Here is a 19,835-nt window from a genome sequence, read left to right on the forward strand (position 1 = left end):
CGCGATATGTCCCTATCCGCCGCAGACTACCGGCGAGCAGCGCATCTTTACCGGTTCATACGCACTGATCCCCTCCTTGACGCCGCCCCGGTGACGAACCGGTACGGTCGCCCGATGACCGGCTTCCCCTGGCTTCTCGTCGACCAGAACAGCGACGGCGCCGACGCCGTCGTGGCGGCGTGCGCCGACATCGACGGGCTCTTCGCCGACCCGGGTGAGCCGCCGGTCGAGCGCTACACCCTGCTCGGGTGCACGCCGGCCGGCCGGATGCGCACGGCCTGCGACGGCTTCGGCCCGACCTGGCTGGGCAATATCGGCCTGGAGGCGATCCACCGGTCCGACTCCAAACACCCCCGCGAGTGCTGGGAGTGCACCGAGGAGCTGCTCGACGTCACCGTGGTGGACGTCCGCCCGGCCGGGTTCGGGGTGTTCGACGTGACCTGCGAGGCTCGGCTGCGGATCGACCCGGAGCAGCGCAAGCGGCGGCGTGGGCCGGACCGGGCGCCGGAGGCCGACGGGTACGTGCTGACCGGCATCACCGGCGAGGGCGAGGAGAAGTTCGGCACCTGCCAGGACGTGGCCGGGGTGTTCCGGCCCCGGCCGGAGCGGGCGCCGCGGCCGGCGACGCTGATCGGCTGCCGGCCCGAGCCGCGGCTGCAACGGGCCATCGACGCGTTCCGGCGCGGCGCCGCCCGGCACCGGCGCATGATCATCGCGTCGATCTTCAGCGTGGCGTACGACGGCACCGCCACGCACATGCTCGACAGCGGGCTGGGCGCGGAGGTGTCCGGGGTGCGGCCGTCCGCGCTCGGCGACGATCTGGTCGACGTGACCTTCGAGAGCCTGTACGGGGACGCGATCAAAGGCGGTCGCCCGCTCGGGGCCCGGGAGATCTGGGAGTGCTGGCGGGCGGGGCGGCCGACCGAGGCGGGGCGGTGGGCGGCGTACCCGTCCGCGCTGCGGCACGAGTGGGCCGGGGCGGCGCTCGCCCACCACCGCCCCGGACCGGACCGGCCGTCCGGGACGACGTACCACCTGGACGGCCGGCACGTCACCGACGAGGACGGCTTCTACTGCGCGATCGGCGAGGCGATCAACGGGCCCGGGGGGTACTTCGGGTGGAACGCCGGGGCGCTGCACGACTGCCTGCTCGGCGACTGGGGCGCGGCGCCCGGGTTCCGGCTGGTCTGGCACGACTCGGCGGTGGCCCGGCGGCACCTGGTGCCCGGCTACGACCGGCGGGACTGGTGCCCGGCGATCACCATGGACCACCTGCTGGCGTGGCTGGCCGAGGACGGCGTCGAGGTCGAGCTGCGCTGATCCGTACGCCGGCGGCGCGCCGCACCCGGCCGGGACGCCGCACCCGGCCGGGACCTCGCGGTCAGCGGCCGGCCGGGACGTCGCGCCTGTGCAGGGTGAGGCGGTGCGGCTCCACATCCGGCTCGTCCAGCCCGAAGGCGAGGATGCGCCGGGGATGGATCCGGATGATCGCCTCCGGCTCGGTGATCGCCTCGCCGTGCCCGCGGATCTCCAGGCACCGCACCCGCCACGGGTCCGTCGAGGGCACGTCGTCGACCACGAACGCGACCCGCCCGTTGGCCGCCACATTGCGGAACTTGCGGCTGGCCGCCATGTTGTAACCACCGATGTCGATCGTCTCGGTCTCCGGGTTCCACCGGAACCCGACCGGGTTGACCTGGGGCGACCCGTCCGGCTGCACCGTCGCCAGCCGCCCCAGGATCTGCCCGGCCAGATACTCGAGCTCCACCGCGCTGAATGTCATGCGGCCCAGCCTGCAACCTCAAGCCGGGTGGAGGTCAACCCCGCCGCGCGGCGCTCAACCGGCGATCCGCGCGCGCAGCGCGGCCACCCCGCTGCCGTCGAGCTCGTCCAGCACGACCGGGCGGCCGGTCAGCGCCAGCAGCAACGCCTCCCCGGTGCCGCGCACGGTCAACCCCCAGCCGTGCTCCCACGCCACGTCGGTGGCGATGAACCGCAGCCCCTCCAGCCGCCCCCTGGGCACGAACGACCCCCGCGCCTTGGGACTGGCCAGAAACTCCAGCGACAGCCGCACCCGCTCCGGCACCAGCTCGCGGGCCAATCCGAGCGGCCGGCGGATGTCCTGGCCGTGCACCTGCAGGTCGGTCAGCTGACCGAGCGGGCCGACCACCGGCGGGGCGAGCGAGAACTCGGCGTGCGCCCGCAGCTCCCGGCCGATCTCGTCGGCGGTCAGGTCGGCGGCCAGCTCGCGGACCATCTCGGCGTTGGCCCGGTGGACCCGGAAGCCGTTGCGCAGCAGGGCCGGCGCGGCCCGGCGGAGGCTGAGCGTCCATGGCGCGCACAGGTGCGCGGCCACCTCGTGCACCGTCCAGGCCGCGCACAGGCTGCGCGCGCGCAACTGGCCCGGCTGCAACGACTCGATCAGCTCCGCCATCCGGCGCCGCTCATCGGCGATCATCGACACGATGTCCACGCCGGACAAGTTACCGTGCGGAGCCGCCCGGTCACCGGAAGGCGGCCAGATTCCGCTCCAGCCAGTCCGCGAAGGTACCCGCCGGCCGCCCCAGCACCCGCTCGACATCCGGGCTGATCCGCTGCTCGGCCGGGGTGGGCGCGCCGAGGATCGCCAGCGTCCCGTCCACCACCGGCGCCGGCATGAACCCGAGCATCTGCGCCCGGGCCTGCTCCGGGGTCTGCTCGGTGAACCGCACCGGCTCGCCCAGGGCCGCCGCGATCCGGGCGGCCCGCTGCCGGGGCGTGCTCAGCTCGGGGCCGGTCAGCTCGTACACCCGGCCGGCGTGCGCGGGGTCGCGCAGCGCCACCGCGGCCACCTCGGCGATGTCCGCCGGGTCGACCACGGGCAGCCCGACGTCACCGAACGGGGCGGCGACCGCCCGCCGCGTCCGCACCGGGTCGGCCCAGGCCAGCGTGTTGGACGCGAAGCCGCCCGGCCGCAGCACCACCCACTCCGGGCCGGCCCGCCGCACGGTGTCCTCCAGCGCCCGCAGCGGCGCGTGCGAGACCGCGTCCGGCCTGGTTCCGGCGGCCTGTGAGGAGAGCAGCACCACCCGGCGCACCCCACCGGCGCGCACCTGCTCCAGGATGGCCGGCCCGTCCAGGTGCGCGCCGGCGCCGGAGACCAGCAGGAAGAACGCCTCCGCACCGGCCACCACCGGGCCCAGGCTGCGCGGGTCGGCCAGATCGGCCGTGCGGTGCTCCACTCCGGACGGCAGGTCGCCCGGATCATGGCGGGACACCGCCCGCACCCGCACGCCGGCCTCGGCCAGCGCCCGCACCAGCGGCCGCCCGACGTTGCCGGTCGCGCCCGTCACCACGTACATCTCGTACCCCCTCCGCGGTCCCGTGTGGACCGACCGGAGGACGCTAACAGCCTGGATATAGTAGGTACCTAGGAGAAAGTGGCTACCCGTTGGTGATCAATCCGAGGAGGAACCCGATGACCGACCCGGAGCAGGCCTGCCCGATCGGGCCGGTGATCGACATCGTCTTCAGCCGCTGGACCACGCCGATCCTCTGGGCGCTCCACGAGTTCGGCCGGCAGCGTTTCGTCGAGCTGGAGCGCCGGTTGCCCACGATCACGCCGAAGGTGCTCACCCAGCGGCTGCGCCAGCTGGAACGCGACGGCATGGTCACCCGCACCTACCACCCCGAGGTCCCGCCCCGGGTGGAATATCAGATCAGCGACCTCGGTCGCAGCCTCGCGCCGCTCTTCGCCCACCTGGCCACCTGGTCCGGCGAGCATCTGGCCGACGTGGAGCGGGCCCGCGCCGCCTACGACGCGACGAAGATGCAGAAGGTGTGACCGGCCGGATCGGCGTAGACCCGCAGCGGCTCCTCCGGGTCGTCGCTGCGGTCCAATCGCAGCGTCGCGCCCAGGCTCAGGGCACGCTCGTGCTGACGGTCCAGCTCCGCCACCGACGGCACCGTGGTGTCCAGGTGCAGCTGCTGCGGGACCGCGGTGTCCGGCCAGGTGGTGGGCGCGAACGCGGGCACCTGCTGGAAGGCGAGCCGCACCCCGCCGTCGCCGCGCAGGACCAGCCAGTCGCGACCCTTCGCGTCGTCGGTCCCCGGCGCGGGCGGCTCGTCGCCGGGCCGATACCGCAGCCCGAGCAGCTGCCGGTAGAACTCGGCCAGCCCGCGCGCGTCCGGGGTGTCCAGCACGATCGACCGTAGCTGCGGATAGCTCACCGACTGCCTCCTCCACGATGGGCGACGCCACCGTACTACCCGGATCCGACAGAATGATCCCCGTGCTCGTCAAATGGGTGACCTGCGAGGTCACCGACACCGACCGCTTCGCCGCCGGCCAGGCCGGCTGGTCGGCGCTGCGCGCGTGGCCGGGCCTGCTCGGGCAGGCCGGCGGCTGGAGCACCCGGCATCCGGGCCGCGCCCACGTGTTCGGCTGCTGGCGCGACCGGGCCGCCTACCACACCTTCATGGCCGCCGGTCACGACCGGATCGCCGCCGGTCAGGCCGGCACCTACCGGGCCATCGAGGTGCGGCTCTTCGACGAGGTCCACCAGCTGCGCCGGCCGCTGCCGGCCGTCCTCGCCGCGGCCTGGGTGCTGCGGTTGGCCCACGGCCCCGGGCAGCCCGGCCGCCCGCTCGACGGCGCGCCGGACGAGCCGGTCACCACGCCCGGCTTCCTCGGCGGCTGCGTCGCGGCCTCCGGCTCCGCCGGCTTCCTCGTGCTGACCGCCTGGCGGGCCACCGGGGAGCCGGTGGACACGGCCGGAGAACCGGTGGACACGGCCGGCGCGCGCCGGCCGGCCGGTGAGCCGATCCGCCTGGTTCCCGCCTGGACGGTCGGCCCGGCGGCGTGACCCCCGCGCGGGTGCTCAGGGGCTGCGTGCCGGCAGCTCCGCGGTGCGCGGGGTGCGCTCGATCCACGCCATCACCGGGCGGACCGCCACCGCGCAGCCGGCGAAGATCCCGGCGATCACCCACCATCCCCATCCCCCGCTCTGGATCACCAGGAAGGTCAGCCCGGCCGGACCGGCCAGCCGGGTCACGCCCTGCACCGACTTGTCCAGCCCGACGTAGAGGCCGCGCTGGGCGGCCGGCGGGACCTCGACCTGCACGAACCACTGCGCGGCCGACACCCACAGCTCGGTGCCGGTGAACAGGATCACGGCCACGAGCAGCAGCGCGACGGTGAGCCAGCCGTGGGTCATGCCGGTGGCGGCGGCCACCGGGCAGGCGACCGCCGCGCTCAGCGCCGCCGCCCGGGTCAGCCGCACCACGCCGGGCATGGTGTCGGCGCCGCGGGTGGCCCGGACCTGGAACACCACGGCGAGCACGGTGTTCAGCGCGACCAGGCCGCCGAGCACCGGTTTCGGCACGTCGGTACGGGTGATCACCCACAGTTGCAGCACGTCGTTCCAGAGGATCGCGTGCAGCCAGAGGACGCCGAAGACGGCCGAGCCCGCGGTGTACGGCAGGTCACGCAGCACCCCCCAGGGGCTCGGGCGCGGGCCGTCCGGGACGGCCGCCGGCGCTACCCGCGGCATCCGGGCGACGGACAGGCCGTTGAGCGCGGAGGCGGCGGCCGCGATGAAGACCAGCAGCAGCAGGCCGGGCCGGGAGTCCAGGGCCAGCGCCCCGGCGCCCAGGCCGGCGCCGACGCTCCAGCCGACGTTGAGATAGGCGCGGTTGAACGCCATCACCCGCACCCGGCTCTCGGCGGGCACCGCGGCCGCCGTGTAGACCACCCGGCCGCTGGTCGACAGCGTCTCCGCGGTGGTCTGCACGCACATCAGCAGCAGGAACGGCCAGAAGCCGTGGGCCAGCGGGTAGACCGCGAACGCCACGCCGCGCACCACGGCCCCGATCGCCCAGGCCTGGCGACCGCCGATCCGGTCGGCCAGGTGCCCCAGCGGCATCGAGCCGACCAGCGCGACGAACCCGGCGGCGGAGAGCCCGACGCCGATCTGCACCGGGGTGAGTCCGACGTACAGGCTGTAGAAGACCACGCTGCCGGCGAGGAACGTGCCGGTGCCGACGCCCCACAGCGCGTTCTGCGCCGCCAGCGCCCGGGGCAGCCCCGGTGGTGGCAGGATCTTCCCGAGTGCTCTCGCTGTATCGATCATCGGGGTACATCGGATCATCCACCGCGCAGAGGGACAATGCCCCCACCGTTGCGGTAAATCTCACCGGAACCGGTACCCCACGGTCACCCGCAGTGGTGTAGCCGGGTCCGACCCCCGCCGGTGTGGTCCCGGCGGCCCGGCCGCCCGTCCCGGTACGTTCGTTCTCGTGCTGAACGATCTCGCGACGGTGGACTGGGCGGCACTGAGCGCGGCGGACGTGCCACACCTGCTGCGGGCGGTCGCCGGCGGTGACCGCGACGCGCTCGGCGAGCTGTCGTCGCGGCTCTGCCCGGGCGGCGTCCCCGGTGACGCGGCGGCGGCGGCCGTACCGTTCCTGATCCGCCTGCTGGACGCGCCGGCCGCCGGTCCGCACGGCGTGCTGGTGCTGCTCACCGCCGTCGCGGACGCCCACGCCCAGCGGTCCGGGACCGGCCCGCGGCCGACCCGCGCCCGGATCGCCGGGCAGCGGGCCCCGGTGGCCGCCGCCCGTGCCGCCGTCACCGCGGGACTGCCCAGCTATCTGCGGCTGCTCGCCGCCCACCCGGACGACGACGTACGGGTCGCCGCCGCCACCCTGGTCGGCGCGCTCGGCCCGGAGGTGGCCGGCGGCGCGTCCGCGGGGCTGCGCACCGCGTCGGTCACCGACCGTGCCGAGCTGGTGCGGGCCGCCGCCGTGCTGGCCCTGGGCGCCCGCGCGGAAACCGCCGACGACCGGCTCGCCGACCCCGCGCCGGTGGTCCGGCTCGCCGCGGCCCTGGTGCTGGCCGGCTCGGACGCGGAGGCGCCGCTGCCCGGCCCGGTGGTGCAGATCGTGGAGCGCGACGCCCCGGCCGCGCTCGGGCGGATCCCGCTGCTGCCGTCGTCCGACGACGACCCGCTGATCTGGGTGCTGCGCGCGCTGCGCCCGCGCGGGGATCTGCAGGTGCGGCTGGTCACCGGCTGGCTGCGGCACCCGGATGCGGCGGTCCGCGCGGGCGCCGCGTACGCCGCCGGCGAGCCGCTGACGACCTGGCCCCCGGCCGCCGCGCTGCTGGCCGGCCCGCTCGCCGAGGCGTCCGGCGACCCGGCCGGACCGCGCTGACCGCCGCGGCCGGCGACCCGGCGCCGGTGTCACGGCAGCTGACCGGTGACCCCGGACGGGCGGCGGCCGGCTGGTCACCCACCCGGGCGCGGGCCACGGGTCGTACCCGAGCAGCGCCTGCACGATCGCGGTGGTGGACCGTTACCCGATCGACCGGATCCCGTCGCCGCCGGGCACGACCTGCCCGGCGGCGACAGGGTCAGCCGGCGTCGCGGGAGCGGGCGGCGGCCAGCAGCCCGGCCACCGCGGCCGCGTTGGTGATCTCACCGCGCAGCACCATGGCGACCGCCTCGTCCAGGTCGACCCGGACGACCTCCAGGTCGGCCTCCTCGTCGGTGCGCGTGTGCCGCTCGTGTTCGGGGATCGCGGCCAGGTCCCGGGCCAGGAAGACGAGCACGTGCTCGGTGCTGAAGCCCGGTGAGGTGTGCAGCTCGACCAGCCGGTCGAGGCGGCCGGCGCTCAGGTCGACCTCCTCGGCCAGCTCGCGGGCCGCGGTCACCGCCGGGTCCTCGCCCTCGACGTCGCGCAGCCCGGCCGGCAGCTCCCAGATCCGGGCGCCCAGCGCGTGCCGGTACTGCCTGATCAGCACCACCCGGCCGGCCTCGTCGAGGGCCACCACGACGACCGCGCCCCGGTTGCGGACCACGTCGCGCTTGGCGGTGCCGCCGTCCGACATGGTCACCTCGTCGGTGAAGACGTCGAAGATCGGGCCGCGGTAACGCTCGGTGCGGGCCACCGTCTCGTGCTCGAACCCCATCAACTCGCCTCGACCGGCTCGACCGGCAGCTCGTCCGCCGCCGCGTACGCGATCGCGGCCTTGACCAGGCCGTCGAACAGCGGGTGCGGGCGGGTCGGGCGGCTCTTCAGCTCCGGGTGCGCCTGGGTGGCCACGAAGTACGGGTGCACCGCGCGGTCCAGCTCGATGAACTCGACCAGCCGGCCGTCCGGCGAGGTGCCGGAGAAGACCAGCCCGGCCTGCGACAGCTTGTCCCGGTAGTCGTTGTTGACCTCGTAGCGGTGCCGGTGCCGTTCGGAGATCTCGGTCGCGCCGTAGACCTCGGCGACGATCGAGCCGGCCTTGAGCTTCGCCGGGTAGGCGCCCAGCCGCATGGTGCCGCCCATGTCGCCCTTGCCGGCCACGATCTCCTCCTGGTCGGCCATCGTGGAGATCACCGGGTAGGTCGCCGTCTCGTCGAACTCCAGCGAGTTCGCCCCGGCCAGCCCGGCCAGGTGGCGCGCGGCGTCGATGGTCATGCACTGCAGGCCCAGGCAGAGGCCGAGGATCGGGACGCCGTTCTCCCGGGCGTACCGGGAGGTATTGACCTTGCCCTCGATGCCGCGGACACCGAAGCCGCCGGGGATGACGATGCCGTCGACGCCCTTGAGCGCGTTCGCCGCGCCGGCCGGGGTCGCGCAGTCGTCGCTCGGCACCCAGCGGATCTGGATCTTCACGGTGTTGCCGAAGCCGGCCGCCCGGATCGCCTCGGTGACCGACAGGTACGCGTCCGGCAGGTCGACGTACTTGCCGACCAGGGCGATGGTGATGGTCCGCTTCGGGTGGTGCACCCGCTCCAGCAGGTCGTTCCAGGTCTGCCAGTTCACGTCGCGGAACGACAGGCCCAGGCGGCGCACGACGTACGCGTCCAAGCCCTCGTCGTGCAGCACCTTGGGGATGTCGTAGATGCTCGGCGCGTCCGGGCAGGCGATGACCGCCTCGACGTCCACGTCGCAGTAGAGCGCCAGCTTGTGCTTCATCTTCTCCGGGATCTCCCGGTCGCTGCGGCAGATCAGGGCATCCGGCTGGATACCGATGTTGCGCAGCGCGGCCACCGAGTGCTGGGTCGGCTTGGTCTTCAGCTCGCCCGACGGCGCGAGGTACGGCACCAGCGACACGTGCAGGTAGAAGACCCGGTCCCGGCCGACCTCGTGGCGCACCTGGCGGATCGCCTCCAGGAACGGCAGCGACTCCATGTCGCCGACCGTGCCGCCGACCTCGGTGATCACCACGTCCGGAACCGCGCCGTTCTCGTCCGGGTCGGCCATCGCGAAGATCCGGCTCTTGATCTCGTTGGTGATGTGCGGGATGACCTGGACGGTGTCGCCCAGGTACTCGCCGCGCCGCTCCCGGGCGATGACGGCCGAGTAGACCTGGCCGGTGGTCACGTTCGCCTTGCCGGACAGGTCACGGTCCAGGAAGCGCTCGTAGTGCCCGACGTCCAGATCGGTCTCCGCGCCGTCCTCGGTGACGAAGACCTCACCGTGCTGGAACGGGTTCATCGTGCCCGGGTCGACGTTCAGATAGGGGTCGAGCTTCTGCATCACGACGCGGAGACCGCGGGCGGTGAGCAGATTGCCGAGGCTGGAGGCGGTGAGGCCCTTGCCCAGCGAGGAGGCGACGCCCCCGGTGACGAAGATGTGCCGAGTGTCGCGCACTGATGAGGCCAAGGCCCGCTCCCGTGGTCGCCTGTCTTCTTGGATCGTGCAGACCGGGGCCGCAGCGCCCCATCCACGGGAGTCCACCGTAACACTCATTGCTGGACCCGCCACGTTCGGGCTGGTGGACGTGCGTGTCAGCCGGCCGGTTCGGTCACCGAGAGTTGATCTCCGTCGGCTTTGCGCAACGACGGGCCGCCCGGACCGTCGGTCTCGCCCGGCGGCGGGGTGCGATCCGCGGCGTGCAGCAGCACCCGCAGAGCGGTCAGCACGGCCACCGGCACCGCCATCGCGGCCGCCGCGCCGGCCACCCCGAGCGCGGTGCCGCCGAAGATCCCGGCTGTGACCGACGCCACGACGGTGCCGGCGATCGCCGCGCGGACCGCGGGGTGCAGGCCGTACACCCGCTTCAGCCCGCCCCACGGGGAGAACTGGCAGAAAGCCAGCATCAGCGCCCCGGCCAGGGCCAGCAGGGTCAGCGGGCTGTCCAGCAGCGCCTGGCCGTTCGCGGTGGCCGCGCGCTGCATCGCCGGACCGGCCGTGCCGCTGCCGAGCGCGGACAGGAACCGGCCCAGGGTGCCCTGCTCCAGCGGCGGCCGGTGCAGGTCCAGCACGGCGAACCCGGCGGTCACCGCCAGCCCGGCGACGGCCGCCCAGGCGAACCGGGGGAACGTCAGCCAGCCACCGGAGCTGATCGCCGCCGCCACACACACCCCGGCGGTGACCGCGATCGCGCCGACCGGGTCGGCGCCCAGATACGGGCTGCCCACCATGACCACGCCCAGTCCGCCGAACAGCACCATCACCACCGGCCGCCAGGTCCGGCCCACCCACTGCGCGGCACAGCCCGCGGCCAGCAGCAGCCCGGCGACGAACACGCCCAGCCCGACACTTCCCAGCCCGGCGTACCGCACCCCGTGCGTCGCCGAGTAGCCGGCCACGCCGTTGAGCTGCAGCCGCGCCCCGGTCAGCAGGTCCACCACGATCACGATCGCGCTGATCCCGGCCGCCGCGCCCATCGGCCACAGCGTCATCCGGAACCGCGGGGCCAGCCGCACGGCGAGCGTCCCGGCCAGCATCAGCAGGAACGTCGCGCCCCCGAACATCCAGGCCGGATGCTCGCTGCTCCACCACGGGGCCACGTCGGCGAGCAGCCCCGCCGGGATCGCCAGCGAGACCGCGATCAGGGCCGCCTCGAAGACCGCGACCAGCCGCCGCGGCGGCAGCGGCGGCGCGGCCGGGCCGGCGTGCCGCCGGGCCCGCATCAACACCGGCACGACCGCCAGGAACAACAGCACCTGTACGACGGCGAGCACGGTGAAGAAGATCGACGCCACCCCGCGCTGGGCGATGGCCCGGCCGTCGGCGTCGTTGCGGCCCTGCATCGCCCGCGCCACGTCGCCCGGGCGGCCGCTCGACACGCTCGCGGCGTACCCGGCGAACAGCTTCTCCGGCGCCGGCCGGCCCAGCGCCGACAGCACCGTCGGGGCCAGGTCGATCAGCTGCAGGTAGCCGTCCCGGCCGGTGCCGGCCGAAGTCAGCCAGCCGCCGTCCCAGCCGTCGCCCTCGGCGATCGCCACGTGCAGCCGGGAGCTGCTCTCGGTGTCCGCGACGCCGGCGATCAGCATCAGCGACCGCTCCGGACGGGCGGCCAGGACCCGGGCCAGGGTGGCGTCGGCGGCGGCCACCGCGGCGCGCCGCTCGGCGCCGGAGCCGGAGATCGTGCCCAGGTCGACGATGCTCAGCACACAGTCGGAGAGCAGCTTCGCCGGATCGGCGGGCAGGGTCTCGGCGTACCGGTCGACCCGGCCGAACGGGCGGGCCGCGGCGATCGCGGCGTTCGGGCCGACCGCCACCGTGCAGCGGACCGACTCGGCCAGCGCGCCCGGGGTGGTGCCGTACGGCAGCCGGTCCTGATTGGTGCGCACCACGGTGCGCTGGGCCGTCACGTTCGCGCCGATGCGGTCCGGGCGGGTCAGCTCCGGGGTGCCGGCCGGGCAGCGGCCACGTACCGTCCGGGTGTCCCAGGCCGCGTAGTTGCCCGCGCCCAGGGTCAGCCAGCCGTCCGACGGGCAGGTCACCTGGTGCGCCGAACGCACCGTCAGCCAGCCGGTCGAGCCCTTGGTCGCCTCCCGCCACAGCGCCGGGGTGCGCTGCGGGTCGAGATCCTCCCAGCGCAGGCCGGCCGCGGCGGCCACCACCACGTAGTCGGCCATGCCGCGCCGGGCCTCCCCGGCCGGGCGGATGGTCAGCCCGACCAGGCTGGCCGCCGCGACCAGGACGACGAGCAGGTAGGGCACCCAGGCGGCGGCGCGCCGGCCACGCGGGGTGCCCGGCGGGCGAACCCGCCTCAGTCGGTCCAGGCGGCCGGTCACGAGGCCGCGACCTCGGCGTACGCCGAGCGGACCGCGTCCACCACGGCCCGTTCGTCCGGCCAGGTGGCGGCCCGGGCACGGCCACGCTCGGCCAGGTCGGCGCGCCGCTGCGGGTCGGCCAGCAGCTCGCGTACGGCCCGGTCCAGCGCGTCCAGGTCACGCGGCGGGATCAGCACCGCGGCGTCGCCGACCAGGCCGGGCAGCCCGCCCACCGCGGTGGTGACCAGCGGCACCCCGGCCCGCAGCGCCTCCTGGGCGAACAGCTGCCGCGCCTCCCAGTCGCTGGTGACCACCGCCAGGTCGGCGCCGAGCAGCAGATCGGGCACGTCGGTGCGGTGCCCGAGCAGGTGGAACGGCGCGTGCTCGCGGGACGCCCGCTGGGCCAGCGGCATGTAGCTGGGTCCCGAACCGGCCACCACGACCACCGGCGCCGGGTCCAGGTCGCGCCACCGGGCGGCGGCGTCGACCAGCAGGTCGTAGTGCTTCTGCGGGTGCAGCCGGCCGACCGACAGGATCAGCGGGGTGTCGCCCTTGATCCGGAATTCGGCACGGACCGCCTGCCGGGTGCGCTTCGGCGCCCGCATCTGCGGCGCGGCCACCGGGCCGAGCCGGGCGTTGCGCGCGCCCAGCGCGACCGCCCGCTCCACCAGGTCCTCCGAGGCGCCCAGGGTGAGCGCGGCGCTGCGCGCGACGATCCGCTCGACCAGGGCGCCGGCCTGGCCGCGCAGCCCCTTCGCCAGTACCGCGTTGTGCCAGGTGGTCACGAGCGGCACCCCGGTCCGGGCCAGCGACGCCACGAAGGCGGCCCGCAGCCCGTGCGCGTGGAGCACGTCGGCGTCGCGCCCGGCAACCGCCCGGCGCAGCGCCCGGACCGCTCCGGAGTCCTGCGGGCCCGGGTCGGCCGGGATCTCCACCGGCGCGTACTCCACTCCGGCGGCGGTGAAACCGTAATGCTCGTCGTTGGCGGCCGGGCCGCACACCAGCACCCGGCAGCCGGTCCCGGCGAGGCCACGCGCCAGCGACAGGACGTGCCCGCCGGTGCCGCCGGTGGCCGAGCCGAGCACCAGCACGACCGAACCGTGCCACCCGTCGTCGCTGCTCACCAGCGGTCTACCCCTCTCCTCGCGCGCGTCTCGCCCGGAAACGCGCCGCACGTCGGCTCCGGCTCAAGGGTTTACAGGACCGGCCCGGGGCGGCGCCATCCGGGCCGTCCCGCGGTTACCTCCGCAACCGTCGCGCCAGCGTCGCCGCGAGCGGGCTCAGGTCCCGCCGGTCCAGCACGAACGCCACGGCGACGAAGACCACGGTCACCGTCACCCCGCCCAGCATGCCCTCCAGCAGCGCGCCGAGCACCCGCGGGGTGCCCGGCAGGACCGCCGCCAGCGCGGCCACCGCACCCCACCCGGCCAGCCCGGCGGCGGCGCCGGCGAGCACCGCGGCGGCCACGGCCCGTGACAGGCCGGCGAGCGCGTCCCGCCCGGCCTGCCGCCGCACCGCCCGGACCAGCAGCGCCCCGGTCACCGACATGCCCAGCGCGTTGGCCGCCCCGAGCCCGGCCAGCTCCACCGCGCCCGAGGCGGTCGCGGTCACCACCACGACCGCGATCCCGGCGCAGAGCCACCCGGAACCGGAGGCGACCGCGGCGGCGACGGTCGCGCCGCGGGCGTACAGCGCGCGGGACAGCAGCGCGAACAACCCGTAGCCGAGCAACCCGGGCGCGAACCCGACGATGCCCGGGGCCGCGCCGCCGGCGTTCATCAGGTCGGCCGCCGGCGCCGCCAGCCCGGCGAGCGCGGCCATGCCGAGCCCGGCGAGCAGCACGATCGACCGGGCGGCGCCGGACAGCGCCCCGGCGTAGGCGTCCTCGTCGCGCCGCACCACCGCGTCCGCCAGGCGCGGGTACACCGCGGTCGCCAGCGGCACCGCGAGCACCGCCCACGGCAGCAGGAACACCGTCTGCGCGCCGTTGTACCGGGCCAGCTGCTGCGCGCCCAGCGTGACGATCAGCGCGACCACCACCTGCTGCGCGCCCACCGTCACCGCGCCGGCCCAGCCGAGCCGGACCGCCTGCCGGCCCTCGCCGCCGGGGAACCGCAACCGCGGGCGCAGCCGCAGCCGCAGCGCGCGCAGCGGGATCAGCAGACACAGCGTGAGCACGACCACGCCGGCCGAGGTGCCGGCCGAGAGGATCAGCTCGCCGGCGGCGGACAGGCCGGCGAAGTCGGTACGGGCGCCGTCCACCCCGGCGTAGGTCAGATAGGCCGTCATCACGGTCACGCTGGACAGCAGCGGCGCGATCACCGGCCAGGCGAACCGGTGGTGCGCCTGCAACACACCGGTCAGCACGATGCCGACGCCGTAGAGCGGCAGCTGCGGCGCGAAGATCCGCAGCATCCGGGCGGCGACCTCCTGATGCTCCGGCGGCACCCCGTGCAGCAGCCCGGTGATCGGCCCGGCCGCGAGCGCGACCACCACGGCCAGCGGAACGGTCAGCGCCAGCACCCAGGTCAGCAGCGCGGAGCTGATCCGGCCGACCCGCTCGGTGTCACCGGCGGCGACCGCGCCGGCCAGCAGCGGGACCACGAGACTGGCCAGGGCGCCGCCGGCGACCAGCTCGAAGACGATGTTCGGCACGGTGTTCGCGGCGAAGTAGAGGTCGGGCAGGCCGCCGTGGCCGCCCTCCCCCACGGTGTAGAAGAAGACCAGGGTGCGCCCGAACCCGGCGAGCCGCGCCAGCACGGTCAGCGCGGTGATCAGGACGGCCGCACCGGCCACCTTGGCGGCGACCCCGCCGATGCCCGGCCCGGCCGGCGTGGAGGCGGCGCGCCCGCCCTCGCCCGGGCCCGCCGAGGATTCCGGCGTCCCGGGTCCGGCCGTCGCCGCGGGTCCCGGCGGCGTCGAGGATCCGGCCGGCGCCGCAGATCCCGGCGGCGCGGCAGGTCCGGCCGGCGCGGCAGATCCCGGCGGCGCGGCAGGTCCGGCCGGCGTCGCGGAGGGGGCGGCGCCGGCGTCGTTCGGGGAAGTCACGCCTGCGGGGGCCGGCGGCCGAGCTCGTCGAGGCGCCGCAGCCAGGGCGTGTCGTGGATGACCTTGGTGAAGCTGACCTTCTCGCTGGCCGCGGTGAGCGAGGCCAGGGCGGCCAGCGCGGTCGCCCGGCCCAGCGTGCCGGCCCGGGCGGTGAACGCGACGCCGAGCAGCGCGCCGAGCGCGTTCGCGCCGGAGTCGCCCAGCATGATCTCCTCGTTCAGGTCGGCCGGCAGCAGCGCCGCGCCAGCGCCCAGGGTGCCGGCGGTCATCGCCGCGCCGCGGCCCACGGCGAGCGGCGCGCCCAGCAGCAGGCCGGCCTTGAGCGCCCGGCCCGGGCGCAGGTCGAGCAGGTTCAGCAGGTTCGCCGTGCCGGCGATCACGCCCGCGCCGAGCAGCACGTCGACGCCGCGCCCGAAGGCGCCGGTCCGGCGACTGCCGATCAGCGCCGAGGCGGCCAGCCCGGCCGCGCCCACCCCGCCGATCTTGACGAGGCCGCTGGTGACCCGGCCCTCGCGCAGCGCGCCGAGGTGGCCGGCGAAACCCTTCGCGGTCTTCTGCTCCGGGCGGTTGCCGACGATGTCGTCGTAGAGGCCGACCGCGCCGCTGACCGCGCCGGCGGTCACCGCGGCGGCGGCGAGCCGGCCGGTGGGCGCGCCGGCCGCCGCGCCGAGGGTGGCCCCGGCGGCCAGGGCCGGACCACCGGCCAGGGTCACCGTCCGCCCCTGGAAGTTGGTCCGGCGCAGATCACCCGCCTTCGGGTCGCGGCGCACCCAGCCCAGCACCGTGCGCGCGACCAGTGCACCGGTTCCCAGCGAGCGGAGGAAGGCCATGGCCGAAAGACTACGGCGCGGCCGACGGGATCAGCGAGGTGCCCCCGAGCCCGTACTGGCCGACCCGGTTCAGCACGAGGCGCTCGTGGGTGGCCATCGCGGTGGCCAGCTGGCCCTGCACGGTGCTCACGTTGTCCACCGTGGAGATCTTCTTGGCCAGGGTCGGGTCGCTGCGCACGCCGGCGACCAGGTTGCTCTCCCCGGCGCTGTCGCCGCCGACGACCAGCGGGCGGCTCTCGCTGAACTGGTCGGCCACCGTGACCGTGTTCTGCGCCTTCTTCGACGCGTCCTTGTCGGTGGCCGGCGGGCCGGCCACCAGCACGACCGCCTCGGCGCCACCGCCGGCCCCGTCGGCCACCGAGATGTAGCCGGGCTTGCTGAACGCGCTCAGCACCGCGGTCACGTCCTGCGCGATCAACGGCGTCGTCCCGGCCTGCAGGGTACGCACCAGCAACGCGCTGGCGGTCTCCACGCCGTCGCTGTTCTGCGGCAGGCCGGCCGCGGAGATGCTCGGCTGCGACGACTGGTCGGCCAGGTCGAGCAGCTCGTTGGCGTAGTTGGGGTCGATGAACCGGTCCTCCAGGGTGACCCGCGCGGTGATCGTCGCGCCGGCCACGGTCAGCATCTTCACCACGCCGTCGGCGGACTCCTTGCCGCCGGGCAGCGCCACCACCGCGATCTTGCGGCCGGCCAGCTTGCCGGTGAGCGCGAACGGCGCGATCTCGTTGGCGAAGTCCTGGTTGCGGTTGAGCTCTTCCTTGTACTGGTTCACCTGGTCACGCTTGACGTTGTTGTCCTTGTTCAGCGTGGCCAGCTGGTTGCGGAGGTTCTCCGAGACCGGGCCGTTGAGTGCGGCCGTGCCGACCACCAGGCCGATGGCCAGGGCCAGGAAGACCGCGGTGAGCGACACCACGTGGTACCGGAAGTTGATCACGACGCCCTCAGAAAAGATTGCCCAACTGGAAGACCAGATTGTCCCACCACTCGGACACCACGGTGAGGTACGCCTTCCCCACCGTGGAGACCGCCACCGCCGAGGCCATCGCGGCCATCGCCGAGAAGATCAGCAGCAGCAGCGCCGAGCCGGAGATGTTCTGCCGGTAGAGCCGGCTGACGCCCTTGGCGTCGACCAGCTTGCCACCGACCTTGAGCCGGGTGAGGAACGTCGAGGCCATGCCGCCACGGCCCTTGTCGAGGAACTCGACCAGGTTGGCGTGCGTGCCGACGGCCACGATCAGCGACGCGCCCTTCTCGTCGGCGAGGAGCATCGCGAGGTCCTCGCTGGTGGCCGCGGCCGGGAAGGTGAGCGCGTCGACGTCCAGCTTGCGCACCCGCTCCAGGCCGGGCGCGCGGCCGTCCGGGTACGCGTGGACGACCACCTCGGCGCCGCACCGCAGCACGTCGTCGGTGACCGAGTCCATGTCGCCGATGATCAGGTCGGGGGTGTGGCCGTTCTCCACCAGCGCGTCGGCGCCGCCGTCCACCCCGATCAGCACCGGCTTGTACTCGCGGATGTACGGCCGGAGGACGTCCAGGTCCTCCTTGTAGTCGTAGCCACGGACCACGATCAGCACGTGCCGCCCGGCGATCCGGGTCTGCACATCCGGTACGCCGACCCCGTCGAGCAGCAGGTCGCGCTCCTGCTTGAGGTAGTCCATGGTGTTCGCCGCGAACGCCTCCAGCTGCACCGACAGGCCCTCGCGCGCGTCGGCCATCGACTTCGCGACGCTCTCCGCGTCCTGCCGGGCGCCGGTGGCCACCGGCTTGCCGCCGACCAGCACCTGGTCGCCCTCGACGCTGACCACCTGGCCCTCGCGCAACCCGGAGAAGACCGCCTCGCCGAGGTTGTCGACCAGCACCACGCCGCCCTGGATCAGCACCTCGGGGCCGAGATTCGGATACCGCCCGGAGATCGACGGCTTGGCGTTGAGGACCGCGGTCACCCCGGACGCGACCAGCGAGTCGGCCGCGACCCGGTCCAGGTCGACGTGATCGATCACGGCGATCTCGCCGGGGCGCAGCCGGCCGGTCAGCCGTTTGGTGCGCCGGTCCAGCCGGCACACCCCGGAGACCGTGCCCGGCTCGGTGGTGCGCACGCGGCGCAAGGTGGGAAGTCGCATCCCGGCCATCCTGACATGCCGCTTCACGCGGCCCCCGTTAGACATGCGCTAGCTCATCGACAAAACGGGCTTTTCAGCCATGCTTCTCGCGCCCGGCGACCGCCAGCAACTCCTCCGCATGGGCGATGCCGAGGTCCGAGTCCGGCAGGCCGGCCAGCATCCGGGACAGCTCCCGGGCCCGCTCGGTCTCCTCCACGATCCGCACCCCGCTGGTCGTGATCGCGCCGCCGGTGTCCTTCGCCACCACCAGGTGCCGGTCGGCGAACGCGGCGACCTGCGGCAGGTGCGTCACCACCAGAACCTGATGCGTACGCGCCAGCCGCGCCAGCCGCCGCCCGATCTCCACCGCCGCGGTGCCGCCCACACCGGAGTCCACCTCGTCGAAGACCAGCGTCGGCGGCCCACCGGCCCCGGCGAAGACCACCTCGATGGCGAGCATCACCCGGGACAGCTCGCCACCGGACGCCCCCTTCTGCAACGGCAGCGACGGCGCGCCCGGGTGGGCCAGCAGCCGCAGCTCCACCTCGTCGGCGCCGTCCGGCCCGGCGGCCAGCTCCTGCCCGTCGACGGTCACCGACGGCTCGCCCCGGCCGGGGGTGCGGGTGATGACGGCGACCTCGACGCGGGCGTGCGGCATCGCCAGCCCGGCCAGTTCCACACTGACCGCCTCGGAGAACCGCTCGGCCGCCTCCCGCCGGGCCGCGGTCAGCCGCCCGGCCAGCTCGCCGACCGTCACCGCCAGCCGCTGGCGCTCCCGGTCCAGCTCCTCCAGCAGCTCGTCGGAGGTGTCCAACTCGGCCAGGCGGGTCTTCGCGTTCTCCGCCCAGGCGATCACGCCGTCGATGTCGTCGGCGTACTTGCGGGTCAGCGCGCGCAGCGCGGCCCGCCGCTCGTAGATCGCCTCCAGCCGGGCCGGGTCGGCGTCCAGCTCACCCAGGTAGGCCGACAGCTCCGAGGAGACGTCGCCGACCAGGGTGGCCGCCTCCTCGATCCGCAGGGCCAGCTCGCCGAGGCGGGCGTCCACCCCGGCCTGCCCCTCCAGGGTGCGCCGGGCGGTGCCGAGAAGCGTCGTCGCGTCCGGGGTGTCGTCGGCCGCCTCCACCCCGCCGGCCAGCGCCTGCGCCGCCAGGGCCGCGGCCACCCGCAGCCCCTCGGCGTGCTCCAGGCGCTGCACCTCGGCGCGCAGCTCCTCGTCCTCGTTCGGCTGGGGGTCCACCCGAGTGATCTCGTCGAGACCCAGTTTCAGCAGGTCGGCCTCCTGCGAGCGCTGCCGGGCGTTGCGCCGGCGGTCGGCCAGGTCGTCCACCACCCGGCGCCAGCGGGCGAACGCCTCGCGGTAGCCGTCCAGCAGCTTCTCGTGCTCCGGACCGGCGAACCGGTCCAGCGCCGACCGCTGCTCGCTGGGGCGCAGCAGCCGCAGCTGGTCGGACTGGCCGTGCACGGCCAGGACCTGCTCGCCCAGCTCGCTGAGGGTGGACACCGGCATGCTGCGGCCGCCGACGTGCGCCCGGGACCGGCCCTCGGCGGTCACCGTGCGGCTCAGCAGCAGCGACCCGTCCTCGTCGGTCTCGCCCCCGGCGTCGGCGATCCGGGTACGGACCACGTCACCGAGCGTGCCGCGCAGCCGCAGCCGGCCCTCGACCACCGCCCGGCCCGGGTCGGCCCGGACCCGGCCGGCGTCGGCACGGCCGCCGAACAGCAGCCCGAGACCGGTCACGACCATCGTCTTGCCGGCGCCGGTCTCCCCGGTGATCACGTTCATACCCGACGTCAGCCGCAGGGTCGTGTCGTCGATGACGCCGAGCCCGGTGATGCGCAGTTCCTCCAGCACACGGCAGAGGGTAGTGGGGTCCCCTGAC

Annotated in this window: 18 protein-coding genes; 4 read left to right on the plus strand and 14 right to left on the minus strand. The window is 74.9% G+C overall.

The annotated features are described in order from the left end of the window. Window positions 1-114: 114 nt before the first annotated feature. A complete protein-coding gene (locus tag ACTEI_RS26040; RefSeq protein WP_122982417.1) occupies window positions 115-1,320 on the plus strand; it encodes a barstar family protein in 1,206 nt (401 codons plus the stop codon). Window positions 1,321-1,381: 61 nt separating this feature from the next. Here ACTEI_RS26040 and ACTEI_RS26045 read toward each other — a convergent pair whose 3' ends face one another. Genes ACTEI_RS26045 through ACTEI_RS26055 form a run of 3 tightly spaced genes read right to left on the minus strand, consistent with a single transcriptional unit; the run spans window position 1,382 to window position 3,341 of the window. Beyond that, window positions 1,382-1,783 (minus strand): PPOX class F420-dependent oxidoreductase, encoded by a 402-nt coding sequence (locus tag ACTEI_RS26045; RefSeq protein ID WP_122980060.1) that lies wholly within the window; start codon window positions 1,781-1,783, stop codon window positions 1,382-1,384. Between the two features lie 54 nt (window positions 1,784-1,837). Beyond that, window positions 1,838-2,473 (minus strand): maleylpyruvate isomerase family mycothiol-dependent enzyme, encoded by a 636-nt coding sequence (locus ACTEI_RS26050; protein WP_164466119.1) that lies wholly within the window; start codon window positions 2,471-2,473, stop codon window positions 1,838-1,840. A gap of 31 nt (window positions 2,474-2,504) precedes the next feature. Then, on the minus strand, window positions 2,505-3,341 hold the full coding sequence (locus tag ACTEI_RS26055) for an SDR family oxidoreductase (RefSeq protein ID WP_122980062.1): 837 nt from the start codon (window positions 3,339-3,341) through the stop codon (window positions 2,505-2,507). A 116-nt stretch (window positions 3,342-3,457) separates the two neighbouring features. On the opposite strand from ACTEI_RS26055, the gene ACTEI_RS26060 reads away from it, so the two are divergent. Further along, a complete protein-coding gene (locus ACTEI_RS26060; protein WP_122980063.1) occupies window positions 3,458-3,823 on the plus strand; it encodes a winged helix-turn-helix transcriptional regulator in 366 nt (121 codons plus the stop codon). On the opposite strand, the gene ACTEI_RS26065 is transcribed toward ACTEI_RS26060, so the two are convergent. After that, a complete protein-coding gene (locus ACTEI_RS26065) occupies window positions 3,793-4,209 on the minus strand; it encodes a VOC family protein (RefSeq protein ID WP_122980064.1) in 417 nt (138 codons plus the stop codon). The two genes, ACTEI_RS26060 and ACTEI_RS26065, sit on opposite strands and share 31 nt — an antisense overlap. A gap of 62 nt (window positions 4,210-4,271) precedes the next feature. Between ACTEI_RS26065 and ACTEI_RS26070 the strand changes: the two genes are divergently transcribed. Further along, window positions 4,272-4,844 carry a YdbC family protein gene (locus ACTEI_RS26070; RefSeq protein WP_164466121.1) on the plus strand — a complete coding sequence of 191 codons (573 nt, stop codon included), beginning with the start codon at window positions 4,272-4,274 and terminating at the stop codon, window positions 4,842-4,844. 15 nt (window positions 4,845-4,859) lie between these two features. Here ACTEI_RS26070 and ACTEI_RS26075 read toward each other — a convergent pair whose 3' ends face one another. Further along, on the minus strand, window positions 4,860-6,110 hold the full coding sequence (locus ACTEI_RS26075; protein ID WP_164466122.1) for an MFS transporter: 1,251 nt from the start codon (window positions 6,108-6,110) through the stop codon (window positions 4,860-4,862). A 166-nt stretch (window positions 6,111-6,276) separates the two neighbouring features. Here ACTEI_RS26075 and ACTEI_RS26080 point away from each other — a divergent pair, with 166 nt between their 5' ends. Beyond that, window positions 6,277-7,191 carry a hypothetical protein gene (locus ACTEI_RS26080; RefSeq protein WP_122980067.1) on the plus strand — a complete coding sequence of 305 codons (915 nt, stop codon included), beginning with the start codon at window positions 6,277-6,279 and terminating at the stop codon, window positions 7,189-7,191. A gap of 199 nt (window positions 7,192-7,390) precedes the next feature. On the opposite strand, the gene ACTEI_RS26085 is transcribed toward ACTEI_RS26080, so the two are convergent. The 9 genes from ACTEI_RS26085 to recN all read right to left on the minus strand — a co-directional run bounded on the left by ACTEI_RS26085 (window position 7,391) and on the right by recN (window position 19,807). Beyond that, window positions 7,391-7,948, minus strand: coding sequence for an NUDIX domain-containing protein (locus ACTEI_RS26085; protein ID WP_122980068.1), 558 nt, complete (start codon window positions 7,946-7,948; stop codon window positions 7,391-7,393). Further along, the gene (locus ACTEI_RS26090; RefSeq protein ID WP_122980069.1) at window positions 7,948-9,636 is read right to left on the minus strand and encodes a CTP synthase; all 1,689 of its coding nucleotides are present in this window, start codon (window positions 9,634-9,636) and stop codon (window positions 7,948-7,950) included. Before ACTEI_RS26090 ends, ACTEI_RS26085 begins: the two co-directional genes overlap by 1 nt. 125 nt (window positions 9,637-9,761) lie before the next feature. After that, window positions 9,762-11,999 (minus strand): hypothetical protein, encoded by a 2,238-nt coding sequence (locus tag ACTEI_RS26095; RefSeq protein ID WP_122980070.1) that lies wholly within the window; start codon window positions 11,997-11,999, stop codon window positions 9,762-9,764. Beyond that, complete coding sequence (locus tag ACTEI_RS26100; RefSeq protein WP_122980071.1) at window positions 11,996-13,102, minus strand: glycosyltransferase family 4 protein; 1,107 nt, start codon at window positions 13,100-13,102, stop codon at window positions 11,996-11,998. The genes ACTEI_RS26095 and ACTEI_RS26100 overlap by 4 nt, the downstream gene beginning before the upstream one ends. A gap of 115 nt (window positions 13,103-13,217) precedes the next feature. Continuing rightward, on the minus strand, window positions 13,218-14,774 hold the full coding sequence (gene murJ / locus ACTEI_RS26105; RefSeq protein WP_244940650.1) for a murein biosynthesis integral membrane protein MurJ: 1,557 nt from the start codon (window positions 14,772-14,774) through the stop codon (window positions 13,218-13,220). Between the two features lie 248 nt (window positions 14,775-15,022). Next, a complete protein-coding gene (locus ACTEI_RS26110) occupies window positions 15,023-15,856 on the minus strand; it encodes a hypothetical protein (protein WP_122980073.1) in 834 nt (277 codons plus the stop codon). 10 nt (window positions 15,857-15,866) lie between these two features. Continuing rightward, window positions 15,867-16,790, minus strand: a complete 924-nt coding sequence (locus ACTEI_RS26115) for a copper transporter (RefSeq protein ID WP_122980074.1) — start codon at window positions 16,788-16,790, stop codon at window positions 15,867-15,869. Window positions 16,791-16,797: 7 nt separating this feature from the next. Beyond that, entirely contained in the window at window positions 16,798-17,976 is a 1,179-nt protein-coding gene (steA, locus tag ACTEI_RS26120) for a putative cytokinetic ring protein SteA (protein ID WP_122982418.1), read from the minus strand. A 73-nt stretch (window positions 17,977-18,049) separates the two neighbouring features. Further along, entirely contained in the window at window positions 18,050-19,807 is a 1,758-nt protein-coding gene (recN, locus tag ACTEI_RS26125; protein ID WP_122980075.1) for a DNA repair protein RecN, read from the minus strand. Window positions 19,808-19,835 lie beyond the last annotated feature (28 nt).

The organism is Actinoplanes teichomyceticus ATCC 31121, from assembly GCF_003711105.1.
In the GTDB taxonomy this organism is placed as follows: Bacteria; Actinomycetota; Actinomycetes; order Mycobacteriales; family Micromonosporaceae; genus Actinoplanes; species Actinoplanes teichomyceticus.

What these genes read in the sequence shown, in the direction of transcription:
- ACTEI_RS26075 (WP_164466122.1), bottom strand. Translation starts at nt 6,110, where the DNA reads ATGATCGATACAGCGAGAGCACTCGGGAAGATCCTGCCACCACCGGGG.
- steA (WP_122982418.1), bottom strand. Translation starts at nt 17,976, where the DNA reads ATGCGACTTCCCACCTTGCGCCGCGTGCGCACCACCGAGCCGGGCACG.
- ACTEI_RS26055 (WP_122980062.1), bottom strand. Translation starts at nt 3,341, where the DNA reads ATGTACGTGGTGACGGGCGCGACCGGCAACGTCGGGCGGCCGCTGGTG.
- ACTEI_RS26060 (WP_122980063.1), top strand. Translation starts at nt 3,458, where the DNA reads ATGACCGACCCGGAGCAGGCCTGCCCGATCGGGCCGGTGATCGACATC.
- ACTEI_RS26085 (WP_122980068.1), bottom strand. Translation starts at nt 7,948, where the DNA reads ATGGGGTTCGAGCACGAGACGGTGGCCCGCACCGAGCGTTACCGCGGC.
- ACTEI_RS26045 (WP_122980060.1), bottom strand. Translation starts at nt 1,783, where the DNA reads ATGACATTCAGCGCGGTGGAGCTCGAGTATCTGGCCGGGCAGATCCTG.
- ACTEI_RS26040 (WP_122982417.1), top strand. Translation starts at nt 115, where the DNA reads ATGACCGGCTTCCCCTGGCTTCTCGTCGACCAGAACAGCGACGGCGCC.
- ACTEI_RS26110 (WP_122980073.1), bottom strand. Translation starts at nt 15,856, where the DNA reads ATGGCCTTCCTCCGCTCGCTGGGAACCGGTGCACTGGTCGCGCGCACG.